The organism is Actinoplanes sp. KI2, assembly GCF_025630775.1.
GTDB lineage: Bacteria > Actinomycetota > Actinomycetes > Mycobacteriales > Micromonosporaceae > Actinoplanes.
In genome coordinates this window covers 139,634-156,499 of sequence record NZ_JAOSZE010000019.1, presented here as the reverse complement: position 1 = coordinate 156,499, position 16,866 = coordinate 139,634, and the positions used below count along the sequence as shown (strand labels likewise).

The following is a 16,866-nucleotide window of genomic DNA, read 5'->3' as shown; positions in this document are numbered from 1 at the left end:
CAGTCCAGCCGTTTTCGAAGCTTGTCAATGAGTTCGAGGTGGTTCCGGAACTGGAAGATGGTCGAGGCAAGAAAGCGCTTCACGCCATCGAGCGGGCCACCTTCAGCGCCTCGTCCAAGGTGGCGATCCCCTCGAGGCGGTAGGTCACCGCGCCGTGCGACCAGACCAGCGTCGGTCCGGCCAGCCGCGCCGTGACCGTGCGCTCCACCCCGTTGCGGTCCACATAGGTCACCTCGTGCGGTGCGGGCAGCCAGAGCGCGGTGTCCGCGCCGACATCCACCCACTGGGCGTTCGGCGCCTGCTTCATGAAGATCGGGTCGATCGTGCCGTCGCACTGGTCGAGGCGCACCCGCCCGTTGCGGTATTCGAACGTCACTACCCGCGCCTGGTCGGCGACCGTCACCGCCGGCGGGTCGCCGAGCGTGGCCGGGATCCGGATCGGGAACCGGGCCGCGCGCCGGGCCTCGGCCACGCTGGCGACCTGCCCGGACGGCAGCGGGCCGGGGCTCGCCGGCAGCGCCACCGGGCGGGACGGACCGGTGCGCACGGCGATACCGGCCACCCGCAGCAGGCCGTCGACGGCCGAGACCACCGCGGCCCGGGCCGGCGCGACGGCGCCGGTCGCCCCGGCCACCGCCACCAGGATGCCGATCAACCACAGCCGCCAGCGCCGCGTCGCCTTGCGCCGGGCGATGCCGGCCCGCACGGCGGCCCGTTGGTCTCTTGCCGCGGGTACGTCGAGGAAGTCGCCGAGCGCACGCAGCTCCGCGATCAGATCGTCGTGCCGGTCAGTCATCGGTGTCCTCCTCCCCGCTCCGGTGTTCCCGCTCGCTGGCTGGGTGGTCCCGCTCCCCGGTCGGGTGTTCCCGTTCAGTGGCCGGGTGTTCCCGCTCGCCGGTCCGGTGTTCCCGTTCGTTGGCCGGGTGGTCCCGCTGCCCGGTCAGGTGTTCGCGCAGCCGGCCCAGCGCCCGCGCGGTCCGCGACTTGACCGTGCCCTTCGGCCAGCCCAGCGCGACTGCGGTTTCCGCCTCGGACAGGTCCAGCAGGTACCGGCAGACCAGCACCTCGCGGTCCCGCCGATCGAGCCGCTTCAGCTGGTCGACCAGGCGTTGCCGGCGCTCGTTCGCCTCGGCGGTGTCGGCCGGATCCGGCGCGAGCGCGGGCATCTCCTGCTGTGCCGCGCGCAGCAGCACGCCGTCGCGCCGGCCGCGCGAGCGGTGCAGGTTGCGGGTCTCGTTCGCCACGATCGCCAGCAGCCAGGGCCGGAAACCCGACTCCCCCCGATATCGCGACAGCTGCCGATACGCCTTGACCAGCGCCTCCTGCACCACATCGTCCGCGTCGGCACCGGCGCCGAGCAGCACCGCGGCCCGGTGCGCGGCCGCGGTGTAGTGCGCGACCAGGACCTCGTACGCGTCCAGGTCGCCCGCCCGCGCCCGCGCCACCGCGGTCGCGTCATCGAGCTCGGTCGCCCGTTCCAGCCCCGACACCCCCGCCCGCTCCGCCACCGTCGAACACATCATCGACACCGCCCGCCGAAAAAAGGTTCCCGGGTGCTGAGCTGGCTGGCTCCGCTTCGCTCCGCGGGCTGAGCTGGCTGGCTCCGCTTCGCTCCGCGGGCGATCGCCCCTTTCAGGCCGATGAGCGGGCAGTCGATTTCCGCCGCCGCGGGGTTTGCGGTGTCGGAAATCGACTGCCCGCTCATCGGCGGGGCGATCGCGGGTCGTTCCCTGATATGGGGCACCCCGAAATACGGAGTCGGGTGGGGGTCCGGGCGGGGCTGGGGTTTCGGGCGGGAACCTTCTCTGGCTGGCCCGCCCGAAACCCGAACTGCGCGCCGACCTGCCACGGATGCGGGAGCCGCGGGCCGACGCGGAGGCCACCGGGCGAGGCGCCGAGCGCCGCAGCGCCCGGCCGCACGGCGCCGCGCGTAGGCCACGGGAGTCACCGCACGTGGCGCGTAGGCCACGGGAGTCACCGTACGTGGCGCCGCAGGCCGGGCACGCCGCTCCGCGTGCAGGCCGCCGAAGTCACCGGGCGGGGCCGCAGTGTCCGACCGCACGGCGCCGCCCGTAGACCACCGAAGTCACCGCAGGTGGCGCCCCAGCGCCCGGGCGCCGCGGCGGCGGCGACGGGCGCGGAGCCCGCGGAGGCAGCCGGCTCAGCTCAGCGGTCGCAGACCAGGAGCGTGTTGCCGTCCGGGTCGGTCACGGTGAACCACAGGCACGTGCGCTCGTCCCCGCTGATCGGGCCCGGGCTGCGATCGGCCAGGCCCTTGCGCGCCGCCTCCAGGTCGTCGACCAGCAGGCTGAACGTCGCCCAGGTCAGCCCGGGGCGGGCCGCGATGCCGCTCTCCGGCCCCATCAGCGTCAGGCGGAACTCGCGGTCGGGGGAGTCGAGGACGGCCGCATGCTCCTGGAGGCTGGACACCGCGAGGCCGAACGCCGCCGAAAACCACGCTGCCGCGGCCCGCGGGGACGTGACCGGCAGAAACACGCTGCCCAGTTGTGCCATGCCCAGAACTTACGGCCCGGGTATGACAAAAGTTCGGGAACCGATCCCGCCCCGGCGGTGTCAGCAGGGCATGACCACACGGCGAACGATCCTGACGCTCACCGGCGCCGCCCTGGTAGCCGCCTGCGATCTACCGGATAAATCCGGTAAACCGGAAAAAGGTGACGAGCCGCCGGAGACCGTGCTGGCCGACACCCGTACCGGATTGGTGGTGCTCGGCAGCGTACGGCCCGGCACGGACGCCGCCGCCAGCGCCGACAGCCGCGTCATCTACGCGATCAGCGGCCAAGACCTGGTCCGATTCGACCCCGGAAGCGGGATGTCCACCCGGAGCGCCACGCTCGGGGGCGGGTGGCTGCCCCGGGTGGTCTCCACCGACGGCACCGCCTGTGCCCTCACCCGGACGCCGGACCCGCGCGCCACCACCGAGCTCCTGGTGGTCCGCGACGGCCGCTCGCGCGAGTACCGCCTGCCCGGCGCGATCGAGCCGGACGCGTTCACCACCGGCAACGACGGACTCTTCGTACTCGACTGGCTTCCGGCCGCCAATCCGGACCATTACCGCGTACGCCTGCTGGATCTCGCCTCCGGAACGATCGGCCCGCTGCTCACCCGGGACAAGAGCGCCGTGCCGGCCGGCGCCGAGGAGGAGATGCGCGGCGAGCGCCGGCAGCAGGCGCCGTCCCCGGACGGGCAGGTGCTCTACACGCTCTACACCCACCAGCCCGGCCACCGGCACACCCGCGACCTGCTGTCCGGCCGCCCCGGCAACGCGCACGCGTTCGTGCACGTCCTGCACCTGACCCAGCGCTGGGCGTACTGCATAGACCTGCCGCACCCGTTCGGCGAGGGACCGCCGGACGGGCACGCGATGGCGGTGCCCGCGGACGGCCGGGAACTCGCCGTGCTGGACATCACTTCCGGGCAGATCGCGTACGCCGGGACGACCGCCCTCGCCGTTTCCGGGGTCGTCCCCGCGCCCGCGGCACCGGGCGCCGCCGCGAGCCTGGCCTACTCCCCGGAGGGGGCCCGCCTGTTCGCCGGGGCCGGGCGGACGATCAGCACCCTCGACCACGGCGGCACCGTGCGCGCGCGGTGGTCGATGCCGGCCGACGTCCGGGGCCTGGCCGTCAGCCGCGACGGCCGGCGGGTGTACTGCGGCGGGGCGGACGAGGTGCGCTGGGTCGATGCGGCCGGCGCCACCCGGGGGCGTGTCCCGGTCGACGGACTACTGAGCCTGAGGAGTGTTCGATGAAGCGGTCGGCCGTGGCGCTGATCCCCGTACTCATGCTCGGTGCTTGCCGCGCGGAGCCGCAAGCCTCGCCGGCGCCGTGCGTCTCCAAGATCGAGACGGGTGCGCTGCCGGAGTGGGCGCGCATCGGCTTCAGCGGCGACGGCTCCGGCAACCCGCACGTGTTCAGCAAGAACGGCGACATGGTCGGCGTACTGTTCGGCACCCCGCTCAGCGCGCCGCCGGCCGCGGATCACAGCAACAAGATCCTCTGGGTGTCGAAGCCGCCGGTCTCCACGCCCAGCGACTTCTCGATCGTCGCGAATCTGGTCGGGACCGGCGAAACGGTCCGACCGAAGGTCGACCCCGCGCCCGGGCCGTCGATCATCGATCTGCCCAGGCCCGGCTGCTGGCGGCTGACCCTGTCGTGGTCCGGGCATGTCGACACGATGGATCTCACCTACTCTTCATGATCAGCGCCGGGCCTGTAGCCTCCCCTCAGAGTTACCTAGAGCTGAGGCAGGGCAGGGTCTGGTGTTCAAGCGAATCGCGATCGTCAACCGGGGCGAGGCCGCCATGCGGCTCATCCACGCCGTCCGTGACCTGTCCGCCGAGACCGGCGCCCGGATCGAGACCGTGGCCCTCTACACCGACGTCGACCGGGGCGCGATGTTCGTGCGCGAGGCCGACATCGCGTACGACCTGGGCGCGGCGGCGGCCCGGCCCTACCTCGACCTGAAGACGCTCGAGCGGGCGCTGATCGACACCGGCGCCGACGCCGCCTGGGTGGGCTGGGGCTTCGTCGCCGAGGACCCGGCCTTCGCCGAGCTGTGCGAGCGGGTCGGGGTCACCTTCATCGGGCCCAGCCCCGAGGCCATGCGCAAGCTCGGCGACAAGATCGGCGCCAAGCTGATCGCCGAGGAGGTCGGCGTCCCGGTCGCGCCGTGGAGCCGCGGCCCGGTCGAGACCCTCGACGCCGCCATCGCCGAGGCCGACCGGATCGGCTACCCGCTGATGCTCAAGGCGACCGCCGGCGGCGGCGGGCGCGGCATCCGGGTGGTGCGCGACGCCGAGCAGCTCAGTGACGCGTACGAGCGCACCAGCCAGGAGGCGGCCCGGGCCTTCGGCAGCGGCATCGTCTTCCTGGAGCGCCTGGTCACCGGCGCCCGGCACGTCGAGGTGCAGGTCATCGCCGACGGCCAGGGCACCGCATGGGCGCTGGGCGTGCGCGACTGCTCGGTGCAGCGCCGCAACCAGAAGGTGATCGAGGAGTCGGCGTCCCCGGTGCTCAGCGCCGAGCGGGCCGCCGAGTTGAAGGCGTCGGCCGAGCGGCTGGCGATCGCGGTCGGTTACCGCGGCGCGGCCACCGTCGAGTTCCTCTACCACCCGGGCGACGACCTGCTGGCCTTCCTCGAGGTCAACACCCGGCTCCAGGTGGAGCACCCGATCACCGAGTCGACCACCGGGTTCGACCTGGTCAAGGCCCAGCTGCACGTGGCGTCCGGCGGCCGGCTCGAGGGCGCCCCGCCGGCCGAGCGCGGGCACGCGATCGAGGCCCGGCTGAACGCCGAGGACCCTGACCGCGACTTCGCCCCCTCGCCGGGCCGCATCGCGCGCCTGGTCTTCCCGGCCGGCCCGGGCATCCGGGTGGACACCGGGGTGGGCGAGGGCGACACCATTCCGGGCGACTTCGACTCGATGATTGCCAAGATCATCGCGTACGGGAAGGACCGGGACGAGGCGCTCGGGCGGCTGCGCCGGGCGATGGCCGAGACCACGGTCGTCATCGAGGGCGGCGCCACCAACAAGAGCTTCGTGCTCGACCTGCTCGCCCAGCCCGAGGTGATCGACGCGTCGGCCGACACCGGCTGGATCGACCGGGTCCGCGGCGAGGGCCGGCTGGTCTCCCAGCGGCACTCCGGGGTCGCGCTCGCGGCGGCGGCGATCGAGGCGTACGAGGAGGACGAGCGGGTCGAGGAGGAGCGCCTGCTGTCCACCGCCTTCGGCGGCCGCCCGCAGGTGCGGCACGAGAGCGGCCGCCCGCTCGACCTCAAGCTGCGCGGCAACGGCTACCGGGTGCGGGTCGCCCGGATCGGCGCGCACCGGTTCCGGGTCAGCATCGAGGCCGGCGACAGCATGCGCGCGGCCGACGTCGAGATCCACCGCTTCGACGAGCACACCGGCTGGATCGTCGTCAACGGCGAGCGGCACCGCCTGATGACCGGCGCGCACGGCGCCATCCACCTGGTCGAGGTCGACGGCGTCGCGCACCGGATCACCCGGGACGAGGGCGGCGTACTGCGCTCGCCGATGCCCGCCCTGGTGGTGGCCACCCCCCTGGCCGCCGGCGCCGAGGTCGAGGCGGGCGCGCCGGTCCTCGTGCTGGAAGCCATGAAGATGGAGGCGGTGCTCCGTGCGCCGTTCAAGGCCCGGGTCAAGGAGTGCCTGGTCGTGGTCGGCACCAAGGTCGACGCGGGCGCGGCGCTGCTGCGGCTCGAGCCGATCGGCGACGCCGAGGCCGAGGCCGTCGCGGCGGCCGAGCACGTCGAGATCGACCTGCCCGCCGAGCCGGCCGAGGTGCCGGCCCGGCAGCGCGCGGCCCGCGGCCAGGAAGACCTGCGCGCCCTGCTGCTCGGCTTCGACACCGACCCGCACGACGAGCGCCGGGTGCTCAACGACTACCTCGACGCCCGCCGGGCCGCCGCCGAGGCCGGGCAGCGCCCCCTCGCGGGCGAGGTGCGGCTGCTGGAGGCCTTCGCCGACCTGGCCGAGCTGAGCCGCAACCGGCCGGCCGGCGAGGACGGCGCCGGCGACACCCACGTGCACAGCCCGCGCGAGTACTTCCACGCGTACCTGCAGAGCCTCGACGTCGAGCGGGCCGGCCTGCCCGAACGGTTCCAGACCCGGCTGGCCAAGGCGCTGGGCCACTACGGCGTCACCGACTTCGAGCGCACCCCCGAGCTCGAGGCCGCGGTGTTCCGCATCTTCCTGGCCCAGCAGCGGGCCGCCGCGGATGCCGCCACCGTCGCCGCGCTGCTGCGCGCCTGGCTGGGCGAGCCGCCGCCGGACGACACCCTGCGCGAGCCGTCCGGTCTCGCCCTGGAACGGCTGATCTCGGCCACCCAGGTGCGCTTCCCGGCGCTCGCCGACCTGGCCCGTGGCGTGGTGTTCACCTGGTTCGGCCAGCCCCTGCTGCTGCGCAACCGCGCCCGGGTGTACGTCGAGGTCCGCAAGGACCTGCGGCACCTGGACGCCCACCCGGACGCGCCGGACCGGGAGAGCCGGATCGCCGAGATGGTGCGCAGCACCGAGCCGCTGGTCCGGGTGCTCGGCCAGCGCCTGGTCCGCGACAACCTCGACAACTCGGTCATGCTCGAGGTGCTGTCCCGGCGCTACTACGGCAACAAGGACCTGGCCGACCTCCGTACGGTCGAGGCCGCCGGCTGCTCCTACGTGGTCGCCGAGCGGGCCGGGTCCCGGCTGGTCACCGCCGCGGTGAAGTTCGGCCGGTTCGGCGCCACGCTCGACGGGCTGGCCACGCTGGCGACCGGCGAGATCGCGATCGACGCCGACCTCTACCTGTCCTGGGAGGGCCAGCCGGCCGACTCCGACGACATGGCCACCGCGCTCTACGAGGTGATCAGCGCGCACCCGCTGCCGCGGCAGGTGCAGCGGCTCACCGTGGCGGTCGCCGGCCGGGGCGGCGCGGTCATGCACCACCACTTCACCTTCCGCCGGTCCACCACCGGGATGACCGAGGAACGGCTGATCCGCGGCCTGCACCCGCACATCGCCCAGCGGATGCAGCTCCAGCGGCTGCGCAAGTTCGACCTGACCCGGGTGCCGTCCTCGGACGAGGAGGTCTACCTCTTCCGCTGCGTCGCCCGGGACAACCCGGCCGACGACCGGCTTGTGGCGTTTGCCCAGGTACGCGACCTGGCCGAACTGCGCGAGCACGACGGCCGGCTGGTGGCCCTGCCCACCACCGAGGAGACGATCGCCACCTGCCTCGACTCGATCCGCCGGCAGCAGTCGAGCCGCCCCTCGGACAAGCGGTTCAACACGAACCGGATCGTCATCTACGTCTGGCCGCCGGTCTCGCTGACCCGCGAGGAGATGGAGATGATCGCCCGCCGGGTCGCGCCGACCGTGGCCGGCGCGGGCCTCGAGGAGATCCTGTTCATCGCGCGGCAGCGGACCGTCGACGGCAAGCTGGTCAAGGTTGCGGTCCGGATCGCCTTCGACATCGCCGACGGGGCGACGCTGACCATCGGCGCCCCGACCGACGAGCCGGTCGAGCCGCTGGACGGGTACCGGCAGAAGGTGCTGCGGGCCGCGAGCCGCAACACCGTCTACCCGTACGAGATCACCGGCATGCTCGGCGATTTCGTCGAACACGACCTCTCCGCGGAGAACGAGCTCGTCCCGGTGGACCGGCCCAAGGGGCAGAACAGCGCGGCCATCGTCGCCGGCGTGGTCACCAGCACGACCGCCCGGCACCCGGAGGGCATCGCCCGGGTGGTGCTGCTCGGCGACCCGACCAAGTCGCTGGGCTCGCTCGCCGAGCCGGAGTGCCGTCGGGTGATCGCGGGCCTGGACCTCGCCGAGCGCCTCGGCGTCCCGCTGGAGTGGTACACGCTCTCCTCCGGCGCGAAGATCTCGATGGACTCCGGCACCGAGAACATGGACTGGGTGGCCGCCGCGCTCAAGCGGATCGTCGAGTTCACCCAGGACGGCGGCGAGATCAACATCGTGGTCGCGGGCATCAACGTCGGCGCCCAGCCGTACTGGAACGCCGAGGCCACGATGCTCATGCACACCAAGGGCATCCTGGTGATGACCCCCGACTCGGCGATGGTGCTGACCGGCAAGCAGGCGCTGGACTTCTCCGGCGGCGTCTCCGCCGAGGACAACTTCGGCATCGGCGGGTACGACCGGGTGATGGGCCCGAACGGGCAGGCCCAGTACTGGGCGCCGAACCTGGCCGCGGCCCGGGACGTGCTGATGGCGCACTACGAGCACACGTACGTGGTGCCGGGCGAGCAGGCGCCCCGGCGGATCGCCACCACCGACCCGATCGACCGGGACGTGTCGAGCTTCCCGCACACCGCGGCCGGCAGCGACTTCACCACGGTCGGCGAGATCTTCTCGGCCACCGCGAACCCCGATCGCAAGAAGCCGTTCGACATCCGTACGGTGATGCGCGCCCTCGCCGACCAGGACCACCCGGTGCTGGAGCGGTGGGCCGGCATGGCCGACGCGGAGACCGCCGTGGTGCAGGACGTGCACCTCGGCGGCATCCCGGTCTGCCTGCTCGGCATCGAGTCGAAGTCGGTGACCCGGCGCGGGTTCCCGCCCACCGACGGCCCCGACGCGTACACGGCGGGAACGTTCTTCCCCCGCTCGTCGAAGAAGGCGGCCCGGGCGATCAACGCGGCCAGCGGCAACCGCCCGCTGGTCGTGCTGGCCAACCTGTCCGGCTTCGACGGCTCGCCGGAGTCGATGCGCAAGCTGCAGCTGGAGTACGGTGCCGAGATCGGCCGCGCGATCGTCAACTTCCGCGGCCCGATCGTCTTCGTGGTGATCTCCCGCTACCACGGCGGCGCGTTCGTGGTCTTCTCCAAGCGGCTCAACCCGAACATGACCGTGCTCGCGCTCGAGGGCTCGTTCGCCTCGGTGCTCGGCGGCGCCCCGGCGGCCGCGGTGGTCTTCACCGCGGACGTCAACCGGCGCACCGCGGCCGACCCGCGGGTCACCGAGCTGGCGGCGCGGGTCGCTGCGGCGTCCGGCGCCGGGCGCGGCTCGCTCGCCGCCGAGCTGGAGGAGCTGCGGGCCACGGTCCGCACCGAGAAGCTCAACGAGGTGGCCGCCGAGTTCGACCGCAAGCACAGTATCCAGCGTGCCGTCGAGGTCGGCTCGGTCGACGCGGTGATCCGCGCCGCCGAGCTGCGGCCCCGCGTCATCGAGGCGATCGACTTCGGCCACCAGCACTGATACCGGTGCTGCCGGGCCTCGCGAGGGGCCCGGCAGCGGCCGGTTCGATCGGATGGGCGCGGTCAGTTCGACCGGGTGAGCGCGGTCAGTTCGACCGGATGGGCGCGGTCAGTTCGACCGGGTGAGCGCGGTCAGTTCGACCGGGTGAGATCGCCGCCGTTGCGGATCTGGGCGATCACTCCCGAGGCCATCTGCCGTCCCCACTCCTGGCAGGCGTGCTCGCGCAGGACCGTCTCCGGCGAGGTGCCCAGTCGCTCGGCGATGTCGGCGATCCGCTCGTGCATCTCCTGCTCGACGCACTGCCGGTCGATGACGATGCCGTGCTGGTACAGCGTGGCGACGAACTCGTCCGCCAGACGCGCGACTGTTGTTCCTGCGGGCACCGATGCCTCCTCGGACTGTCGTTGTTGACGACAGTGTGAGCGTGCGGGGTCTGGACCCCGTGCTGACGCGGCCGCCAAGATCGGTGGTGTCCGCCGTGCAGGGTCGGCTGACCGACTAACTCGCCCCTGACTGAATGGTCACGGGAGGCCTTTCACTTTCAGGCTTCCTCGGCGGGACCTGGTCGGTGAGATCGGGGCCGGTGGGCCGGCGGAAGCGGACGCGGCCGAGGATCGCGGCCAGCCGGGGCAGCAGGCGTTTGCCGGCGCTGTGCAGGCCGGCCAGGAGGAAGCCGAGGGCGATGCCGAAGGCGGCGGCCAGCACCGGCGAGTCGGCGAAGGCCACCCCGCCCAGCCGGCCCAGGCCGATCGAGTAGGCGACCCAGAGCAGGCTCGACACGACGCTGCCGACGTAGAACGGGCCCATCGCCAGCGAGACCGACCCGGCCGTCAGGGTGGTGGCGGTGCGCCCGTACGGGATGAACCGGCCGATCACGATGGCGGCGCCGCCCTGTCGCAGCAGGGTCTGCTCGGCCCGCGCCCGCGCCGCCGCCAGCTTGCCGTTGCGGATCCGGGCGATCGCCGTGCGGCCGACGTGGTAGGAGATCCGGTCGCCGGCTATCCCGCCCGCGACGGCGGAGCCGGCCAGCACGGCGAGGTCGGGGGAGCCGGTCGCGGAGATGGCGCCGAGGCCGATGATGACGGCTTCCGACATGGCGACCGGGATGAAGCCGTCGACCGCCACCAGCAGGAAGATGATCACGTAGAGCCACGGCGACGAGATCAGTGGCATCAGGTAGTGCAGCATCGGGTGCCCCTTCGATCGTCGCCTCGACCGTAGGGATCTTGCAGGCTCGGCGGCGACGGCGCAGCCCCGCTTCGGTCACATGAGCGCAACACCACGGCTCGAGCCGCGCAAATGTTCCGGAATGAGCGGGAACGTGACAGGACTGGTCCAACCAGTTGACGGGTTGATGTGGTGCGGGGCACACTGCTCGGCATGACTTTCGAGCCGCTGTCCCGGCACTCGGTCTCCGATCAGGTGTTCGGCCGCCTGCGCGACGCGATCGTGAGCGGCCGCTACCCGTCCGGCGACTCGCTGCCCAGCGAGCGTGAGCTGGCCACCGCCTTCGGCGTCAACCGGCACGCCATCCGGGAGGCGCTGCGCCGCCTCCAGCAGCTCGGCCTGGTCCGGGTCAGTCAGGGCGGCGCGACCCGGGTCCTCGACTGGCGCGCCACCGCCGGCCTGGATCTCGCGATGACCCTGGCCGGCTCCGAGGACGTGCTGCCGGTCGAGACGCTGATCCGCGACGTGCTGGAGATGCGCGCCTGCATCGGCGCCGACGCGGCCCGGCTCTGCGCCCAGCGCGCCGGCGACCAGGCGCGCCGGGCAGTGGTCGCCGCCGTCGAGGCCTATGCGGCGGCTGCCCCCGATCTCGCCGCGATGGGCGCCGCCGACCGCGACCTGTGGCGGCGGATCATCGAGGGCTCGGGCAACGTCGCGTACCTGCTGGCCTACAACAGCCTGACGGCGGGCGATGTGGCCGTCGGGCACATGCCGCTGCCGCGGCGTACGGCGGAACTGCTCGACGTCACCGCCCACCGCAACCTGGCCGCCCTGATCGCCGCAGGCGATGCCGAGGGTGCCGAGCGCGTCGCGCGCACCCTGCTCGCCGTCCCCGCCGCCCAGCCGAAGGGATCCGCTCGCCCATGATTCCCGCCGTGCTCTACGCCGTTCCCGCGTTCCTGCTGCTCATCGTGCTCGAGGCGCTCTCCTTCAAGTTCCTGCCCGACGACGAGGAGCGCGGGTACGAGGCCCGCGACACCGCCACCAGCCTCTCCATGGGCGTCGGCAGCCAGGTGATCGGCTTCCCGTGGAAGCTGTTCACCGCGGTCGCCTACGCCGGCCTCTACGTGCTCAGCCCGATCAAGCTCTCGCCGAGCCACTGGTGGGTGTGGGTGCTGCTGTTCTTCGCCGACGACCTCGCGTACTACTGGTTCCACCGGCTGCACCACGAGGTGCGGGTGCTGTGGGCCGGGCACGTCGTGCACCACTCGAGCCAGTTCTTCAACCTGTCGACGGCGCTGCGGCAGAGCTGGACGCCGATGACGTCGCTGCCGTTCTGGCTGCCGCTGGCGCTGCTCGGCCTGCCGCCGTGGATGATCTTCCTGCAGCAGTCGATCAGCCTCTTCTACCAGTTCTTCCTGCACACCGAGCGGGTCGACCGGATGTGGCGGCCGATCGAGTGGTTCTTCAACACGCCGTCGCACCACCGGGTGCACCACGGCTCGAACGATCCCTACCTGGACCGCAACTACGGCGGCATCCTGATCATCTGGGACCGGCTGTTCCGCAGCTTCGAGCCCGAGGGGGCGCCGGTCAGCTACGGCCTCACCACGAACATCCAAACCTTCAACCCGCTGAAGGTCGCGACCCACGAGTACGCGGCGATCTGGCGCGACGTCCGCGGCGCGCGCCGGTGGCGGCACCGGGCCGGCTACCTGTTCGGCCACCCCGGCTGGCAGCCGTCCGCGTGAAGCTCTATCTCTTCGTGGCCGCGGCGGTCGCCGAGCTGATCGCCGTGGCCGCGGATCTCACCCCGCTGCAGTGGGTCGCCAAGCCGCTGCTCGCTCCGCTGCTGATCTGGTATCTGGCCCGCCGCGACCTGGTCGTGCTGGCGCTCTGCTTCGCCACAGCCGGCGACATCGCGCTGCTGGTTCCCGGCGCGTTCCTGATCGGGATGGTGTTCTTCCTCGGCTGCCAGGTCTGCCTGACGGTCGCCTTCCTGCGGCGGGCAAAACCGACCAAACCCACGATCATTGCGTACGCCGTGGTCTGGGCGGCCGCCAACGCTCTGCTGTGGCCACATCTCGGCACGCTGCGGCTCCCGGTGCTGGCCTACAGCCTCGCCCTGACCGCGATGGCCACCGCCGCGACCGCCGTCAGCCGCCGGCTGGCGATCGGCGGCGCCCTGTTCGTGGTCTCCGACCTGATGATCGGGATGGGCGCGGCCGGCCGCCACCTGCCGGCGCACGACGTGCTGGTGATGGCCACGTACTCGGCGGCCCTGTTCCTGATCGCCACCGGCTGGGCGGCGACCTCGCGCGTGCCGTCGCCGGCCCCCCTGCCGGCGGCACGATGAGCGGTATGCTTAGCGGTATGCGAAAGAAGACATCACTGACGCTTGACGAGGACAGTATTCCTCTTGCGCGCTCCCGCGCCGAGGCCGAAGGGCTGGACGTCGGCCGCTGGCTCGACCGAGCGATCCGCAACGAGGCCGCACGCGGTGACGTGGATGTCATCGCCGAGTGGGAAGCCACCCTGCCGCCAGACGACCAAGCCGTCCTTGCCGCACTCGACGCCGCCGACCGGCACGACCTCGATGCCGGGTGACTCGCGGCGACGTCTACGAGTACACGATCGGCAACGCACGCGCCCGCATCGCGATCGTTTCCGCGGCGCCGTACAACCCCCGCCGGGCGACCTTCGTGGTGATCCTCGGCCCGGACACCCCCACGCCGCCGTCGCCTTCGCTCGTTCCGATGGCACCGGCCGACCCGGCGCGCGGCACCATCGACGTCACCAGATTGCGGCCGGTGGTTCCCGACAATGTCGGCGCTCGCGTCGGACGGCTGTCCCGTACCACGCTGTCCCGCGTCGACGACGCATTGCGTAACTACCTGGGGTTGTGACGAGAATGCCGCGCCGCCGCACCTCGAGCCGGTCCTGACGGTCCGGCGGCAGTGAACGGCCCGGGAATCCGGCGAGGACTCCCGGGCTCAGCGTGGAACAAGCGTCAGCGCACGGTGGGTGCTGCCTTCCGCAGCGGCGAGGCGCCTACGCCGCCTCGTCCAGCACGGATCGGATCAGGGCGGCCAGCTCTCGGAGGAAGGCGGCGGCACCGGCATCGGTCGGATCGTGGTCGAGCGACTTCCCGGCCTCACCGGCGACCATGCGCAGCAGCGTGCCGGGCGGCAACTCCGCGGCCAGCACGGCGTCGATGGCGTCGAGGCCCTGCCGGAGCGGCCGCGCGCTGTGCCGCACGGTCATGCGTAGCTCATCGCGGATCTCGCCCCACCCGTCGGTGTCCACCACATGGCCGTTCAGCAGGTCGCGGACCTTCTCCAGCGGCGGGCGGGCGTCCAGTTCCGCCATGCGCGCCCGCAGCGTGTCGCGAGTCCGGGAAGGGTCCATCGCGTCAGAGTATCCCGGCCGGGAAGGCGCTCACGAGAAAGGATCGTGCGGGATCCGCGTCCGGCACGAGCCTGATGCGGATCTTTACCAGGCCGGTCGACATGTACTCCGCCTGGCGCGCGCCCAAGCCATAGATGCCACCGTTGAGGAACCCTTCACCGACTCGGTGGCCGGTGTTGTACCCGGCCTGGTGAAAGCCCTTCAACGCCAGGTCGCTTCGGATGTTCTCCCAGTTGCGTTGGACGTACTCGTTGATCTCGCGGGTCATGACCGTCGCGTTGTCCCACTTGAAGGACTGGTTCTCCGGGTCCTCCCAACCGTGGTCACCGTAGATGCGGCCTTCGATCGTCTGCACGCCGGCCTGCTGCCGTAGTGGGAGGTCGGGGCCATGCCGCTCGATCGTGTGCGCACGGGCATGGTTCGCGTCGTTGCGGGCGACATGGATTTTCGGCGGGTCGGGGCCGAGCTGGTCGTATATCCGCATCGCGTGCGCGACTTCCGGATCCTCGGGGCCCGGCTCCCGCGCGGTGCCGGCCGTTCTGGGGTGTCCGCCGCCCAGTACCTGCTGGATGTGCTGCTCGCCCTCGGCTACGTTCGAGGCCGGTGGGCGCGGGCGTGGCGAGGGTTCGTCGCCGTCACCCCGATGTGGCGGCTCGGGGTCGTCGCCGCCGCCACGGCTTCTCGGCCGCGCCGTCACGGTTCCTCCCGGCCATCGACTTGTGTCGCAGCGTAGCAACCGGCGGCCACCGGCCCTTGCGTGACGAACGGCCCGGGAGTCCGTCGTGGACTCCCGGGCCGTCGGCGCGGTGCGTGCGTCAGCGCACGGCGGGCGATGCCTTTCGCAGCGTCGCCATGAGGCTGCCGTTGCCGGTGGTTGCGAGCGTCTTGGCCGCCGCTTCCGTCGGGTTGGGCTGCGGGACCGGGTCGCACTGCTTGTCGGACCGGTTGCCGTGCACCCGGTTCGGCAGGGCGCCGTTGTCCAGGTACGCCGCGATCGTGTCGTCGGTGCAGGCGATGCCGCTCAGCGAGCCGGCGTGGGTGGTGCCGCCGACGCCCTCGATGAGGACCGAACGGGGGAACCGCTTACGGATCTCGAGGCTGCCCGGGTACGGCGTGGCCGCGTCGTTGGTCTCGCTGATCAGCAGGATCGGCGGGGCGTTGCGGCCGGTGACGTTGACCGGCTTGCCGACGTCACCCTGCCAGTCCCGGCAGGGCGCGTTGAACCACGCGTTGTTCCAGGTGATGAACGGGTACTTCGCGTAGAGCCGCCAGTTGTCCCGCTGCCACTTGTTCCAGTTGAGCGGCCACTGCACGTCGGTGCACTGGGTGCCCAGGTAGATCGCGTAGCCGTTGTCCGAGCCGGGGCCGGGCTCCGGGTAGAGCGCCAGCAGGCCGGACGGGTCGCCGTCGTTGACGAACGCCGAGAACGCGGAGGCCACGTCCTCCCAGCCGTACACGTAGTAACCGGCCGAGACGAAGATGTCGTTCCACTCGTCCGGGCCGATCTTGCCTTCGGCCGGCGACTTGCGGAGCTTCTGCAGCGTCGCGTAGTACTTGGCCTTCACGGCCTTGCCGGTGGTACCCAGGTGGTACACCGCGTCGTACATGGCTACCCAGGTGAAGTACGTGTCCATGTTCTTGTCGAACTGGACGTCCTGGTCGAGGTTGTCCTGGTACCAGACACCGCGCGGGTCGACGACGCCGTCGAAGACCATCCGGCGCACCTGGCCGGGGTGCAGCGTGGCGTAGACCTGGCCGAGGTACGTGCCGTACGAGAAGCCGTAGTAGTTGATCTGCTTCTGGCCCAGCGCCTTGCGGATGCTCTCCATGTCGGCCACGTTGTCGGTGGTCTTCAGGTGGTCGAGCAGCGCGCCGCCGGCCTTCGCGCACGCCTGGGCGTAGGCCTTGGACCGGGCCAGCCAGGTCTTCTCCAGCTGCTTGGTGACCGGGACGTAGTACGGCCGGTTGTAGCCGGCGACGTTGCCGTCGCAGGCCAGCGACGGAACGCTGGAACCGACGCCGCGCGGGTCGAACCCGATCCAGTCGTAGTCGAGACCCACGTTGTTCGGGATCGCCGGCTGCAGCACCGAGTAGATCAGGCCGGATCCGCCCGGACCACCCGGGTTGACCAGCATGATGCCCTGATAGTCGGCGGCCGCGGACTTGTGCTTCACCCGCGAGACCGCAATCTGAATCTTGGTGCCGCCCGGCCGGGCATAGTCCAGCGGGACGATGACGAAGCCGCACTCCGCGCCGCGCGCCTTCAGGGTTGGATTCGTACACGTGCCCCACGCGATCGGGGGCGGCGTGTAGCCGGGGGAACCGCTGTGGGCCTGTGCCGCCGCCGGGATCATGCCGACGCCCATCACCAGCCCCGCAGTGGTGGCGACGGTAGCCGCCAGAATTCGTTTCATGCCCTGCCCTTCGTCTCGGGTTCGTTTCCCGTGTCCGGCGTGGGCGGGCGCGCGTCCCTGCCCCACGCTGGGCGAACCTTCGGAGACTAGCCATCCAGGTACGGCGATATGGATGACCGTTAGGGCAGACTTCGGGCA

General features: G+C 71.8%; 16 protein-coding genes. 8 read left to right on the top strand and 8 right to left on the bottom strand.

Going from position 1 to position 16,866, the window contains the following annotated elements; translation table 11 throughout:
- Positions 1 to 79: 79 nt before the first annotated feature.
- The 3 genes from ODJ79_RS21520 to ODJ79_RS21510 all read right to left on the bottom strand — a co-directional run bounded on the left by ODJ79_RS21520 (position 80) and on the right by ODJ79_RS21510 (position 2,514).
- A complete protein-coding gene (locus ODJ79_RS21520; RefSeq protein ID WP_263025320.1) occupies positions 80 to 796 on the bottom strand; it encodes a hypothetical protein in 717 nt (238 codons plus the stop codon).
- Positions 789 to 1,520, bottom strand: coding sequence for an RNA polymerase sigma factor (locus ODJ79_RS21515; protein ID WP_263025319.1), 732 nt, complete (start codon positions 1,518 to 1,520; stop codon positions 789 to 791). Before ODJ79_RS21515 ends, ODJ79_RS21520 begins: the two co-directional genes overlap by 8 nt.
- A gap of 646 nt (positions 1,521 to 2,166) precedes the next feature.
- Positions 2,167 to 2,514: a VOC family protein gene (locus ODJ79_RS21510; RefSeq protein ID WP_263025318.1), complete on the bottom strand. Its 348-nt coding sequence runs from the start codon at positions 2,512 to 2,514 to the stop codon at positions 2,167 to 2,169.
- A gap of 70 nt (positions 2,515 to 2,584) precedes the next feature.
- Here ODJ79_RS21510 and ODJ79_RS21505 point away from each other — a divergent pair, with 70 nt between their 5' ends.
- The 3 genes from ODJ79_RS21505 (at position 2,585) to ODJ79_RS21495 (ending at position 9,739) form a co-directional block, all read left to right on the top strand.
- Positions 2,585 to 3,769, top strand: coding sequence for a hypothetical protein (locus ODJ79_RS21505; protein ID WP_263025317.1), 1,185 nt, complete (start codon positions 2,585 to 2,587; stop codon positions 3,767 to 3,769).
- Entirely contained in the window at positions 3,766 to 4,218 is a 453-nt protein-coding gene (locus ODJ79_RS21500; RefSeq protein ID WP_263025316.1) for a hypothetical protein, read from the top strand. Before ODJ79_RS21505 ends, ODJ79_RS21500 begins: the two co-directional genes overlap by 4 nt.
- A 61-nt stretch (positions 4,219 to 4,279) precedes the next feature.
- Positions 4,280 to 9,739, top strand: coding sequence for a carboxyl transferase domain-containing protein (locus ODJ79_RS21495; protein WP_263025315.1), 5,460 nt, complete (start codon positions 4,280 to 4,282; stop codon positions 9,737 to 9,739).
- A gap of 131 nt (positions 9,740 to 9,870) precedes the next feature.
- On the opposite strand, the gene ODJ79_RS21490 is transcribed toward ODJ79_RS21495, so the two are convergent.
- Positions 9,871 to 10,122, bottom strand: coding sequence for a hypothetical protein (locus tag ODJ79_RS21490; RefSeq protein WP_263025314.1), 252 nt, complete (start codon positions 10,120 to 10,122; stop codon positions 9,871 to 9,873).
- Between the two features lie 115 nt (positions 10,123 to 10,237).
- Positions 10,238 to 10,927: a DedA family protein gene (locus tag ODJ79_RS21485; protein ID WP_263025313.1), complete on the bottom strand. Its 690-nt coding sequence runs from the start codon at positions 10,925 to 10,927 to the stop codon at positions 10,238 to 10,240.
- A 192-nt stretch (positions 10,928 to 11,119) separates the two neighbouring features.
- Between ODJ79_RS21485 and ODJ79_RS21480 the strand changes: the two genes are divergently transcribed.
- The 5 genes from ODJ79_RS21480 to ODJ79_RS21460 are packed head-to-tail and all read left to right on the top strand — an operon-like array spanning position 11,120 to position 13,812.
- Positions 11,120 to 11,833 (top strand): FadR/GntR family transcriptional regulator, encoded by a 714-nt coding sequence (locus ODJ79_RS21480; protein ID WP_263025312.1) that lies wholly within the window; start codon positions 11,120 to 11,122, stop codon positions 11,831 to 11,833.
- A complete protein-coding gene (locus tag ODJ79_RS21475) occupies positions 11,830 to 12,657 on the top strand; it encodes a sterol desaturase family protein (RefSeq protein ID WP_263025311.1) in 828 nt (275 codons plus the stop codon). The genes ODJ79_RS21480 and ODJ79_RS21475 overlap by 4 nt, the downstream gene beginning before the upstream one ends.
- On the top strand, positions 12,654 to 13,262 hold the full coding sequence (locus ODJ79_RS21470) for a lysoplasmalogenase (RefSeq protein ID WP_263025310.1): 609 nt from the start codon (positions 12,654 to 12,656) through the stop codon (positions 13,260 to 13,262). The genes ODJ79_RS21475 and ODJ79_RS21470 overlap by 4 nt, the downstream gene beginning before the upstream one ends.
- A 17-nt stretch (positions 13,263 to 13,279) precedes the next feature.
- On the top strand, positions 13,280 to 13,513 hold the full coding sequence (locus ODJ79_RS21465; RefSeq protein ID WP_263025309.1) for a hypothetical protein: 234 nt from the start codon (positions 13,280 to 13,282) through the stop codon (positions 13,511 to 13,513).
- Entirely contained in the window at positions 13,510 to 13,812 is a 303-nt protein-coding gene (locus ODJ79_RS21460; protein WP_263025308.1) for a hypothetical protein, read from the top strand. Before ODJ79_RS21465 ends, ODJ79_RS21460 begins: the two co-directional genes overlap by 4 nt.
- A gap of 145 nt (positions 13,813 to 13,957) precedes the next feature.
- On the opposite strand, the gene ODJ79_RS21455 is transcribed toward ODJ79_RS21460, so the two are convergent.
- The 3 genes from ODJ79_RS21455 to ODJ79_RS21445 all read right to left on the bottom strand — a co-directional run bounded on the left by ODJ79_RS21455 (position 13,958) and on the right by ODJ79_RS21445 (position 16,728).
- Positions 13,958 to 14,314 (bottom strand): hypothetical protein, encoded by a 357-nt coding sequence (locus ODJ79_RS21455; RefSeq protein WP_263025307.1) that lies wholly within the window; start codon positions 14,312 to 14,314, stop codon positions 13,958 to 13,960.
- 4 nt (positions 14,315 to 14,318) lie between these two features.
- Positions 14,319 to 15,011: a hypothetical protein gene (locus ODJ79_RS21450; protein WP_263025306.1), complete on the bottom strand. Its 693-nt coding sequence runs from the start codon at positions 15,009 to 15,011 to the stop codon at positions 14,319 to 14,321.
- Positions 15,012 to 15,129: 118 nt separating this feature from the next.
- Complete coding sequence (locus ODJ79_RS21445) at positions 15,130 to 16,728, bottom strand: alpha/beta hydrolase (protein ID WP_263025305.1); 1,599 nt, start codon at positions 16,726 to 16,728, stop codon at positions 15,130 to 15,132.
- Positions 16,729 to 16,866: the final 138 nt, after the last annotated feature.

Bases quoted from the DNA above. Each gene is read 5' to 3' on its own strand.
- ODJ79_RS21485 (WP_263025313.1), bottom strand. From the start codon at position 10,927: ATGCTGCACTACCTGATGCCACTGATCTCGTCGCCGTGGCTCTACGTG.
- ODJ79_RS21445 (WP_263025305.1), bottom strand. From the start codon at position 16,728: ATGAAACGAATTCTGGCGGCTACCGTCGCCACCACTGCGGGGCTGGTG.
- ODJ79_RS21480 (WP_263025312.1), top strand. From the start codon at position 11,120: ATGACTTTCGAGCCGCTGTCCCGGCACTCGGTCTCCGATCAGGTGTTC.
- ODJ79_RS21465 (WP_263025309.1), top strand. From the start codon at position 13,280: ATGCGAAAGAAGACATCACTGACGCTTGACGAGGACAGTATTCCTCTT.
- ODJ79_RS21510 (WP_263025318.1), bottom strand. From the start codon at position 2,514: ATGGCACAACTGGGCAGCGTGTTTCTGCCGGTCACGTCCCCGCGGGCC.
- ODJ79_RS21515 (WP_263025319.1), bottom strand. From the start codon at position 1,520: ATGTGTTCGACGGTGGCGGAGCGGGCGGGGGTGTCGGGGCTGGAACGG.
- ODJ79_RS21455 (WP_263025307.1), bottom strand. From the start codon at position 14,314: ATGGACCCTTCCCGGACTCGCGACACGCTGCGGGCGCGCATGGCGGAA.
- ODJ79_RS21505 (WP_263025317.1), top strand. From the start codon at position 2,585: ATGACCACACGGCGAACGATCCTGACGCTCACCGGCGCCGCCCTGGTA.
- ODJ79_RS21500 (WP_263025316.1), top strand. From the start codon at position 3,766: ATGAAGCGGTCGGCCGTGGCGCTGATCCCCGTACTCATGCTCGGTGCT.
- ODJ79_RS21475 (WP_263025311.1), top strand. From the start codon at position 11,830: ATGATTCCCGCCGTGCTCTACGCCGTTCCCGCGTTCCTGCTGCTCATC.
- ODJ79_RS21520 (WP_263025320.1), bottom strand. From the start codon at position 796: ATGACTGACCGGCACGACGATCTGATCGCGGAGCTGCGTGCGCTCGGC.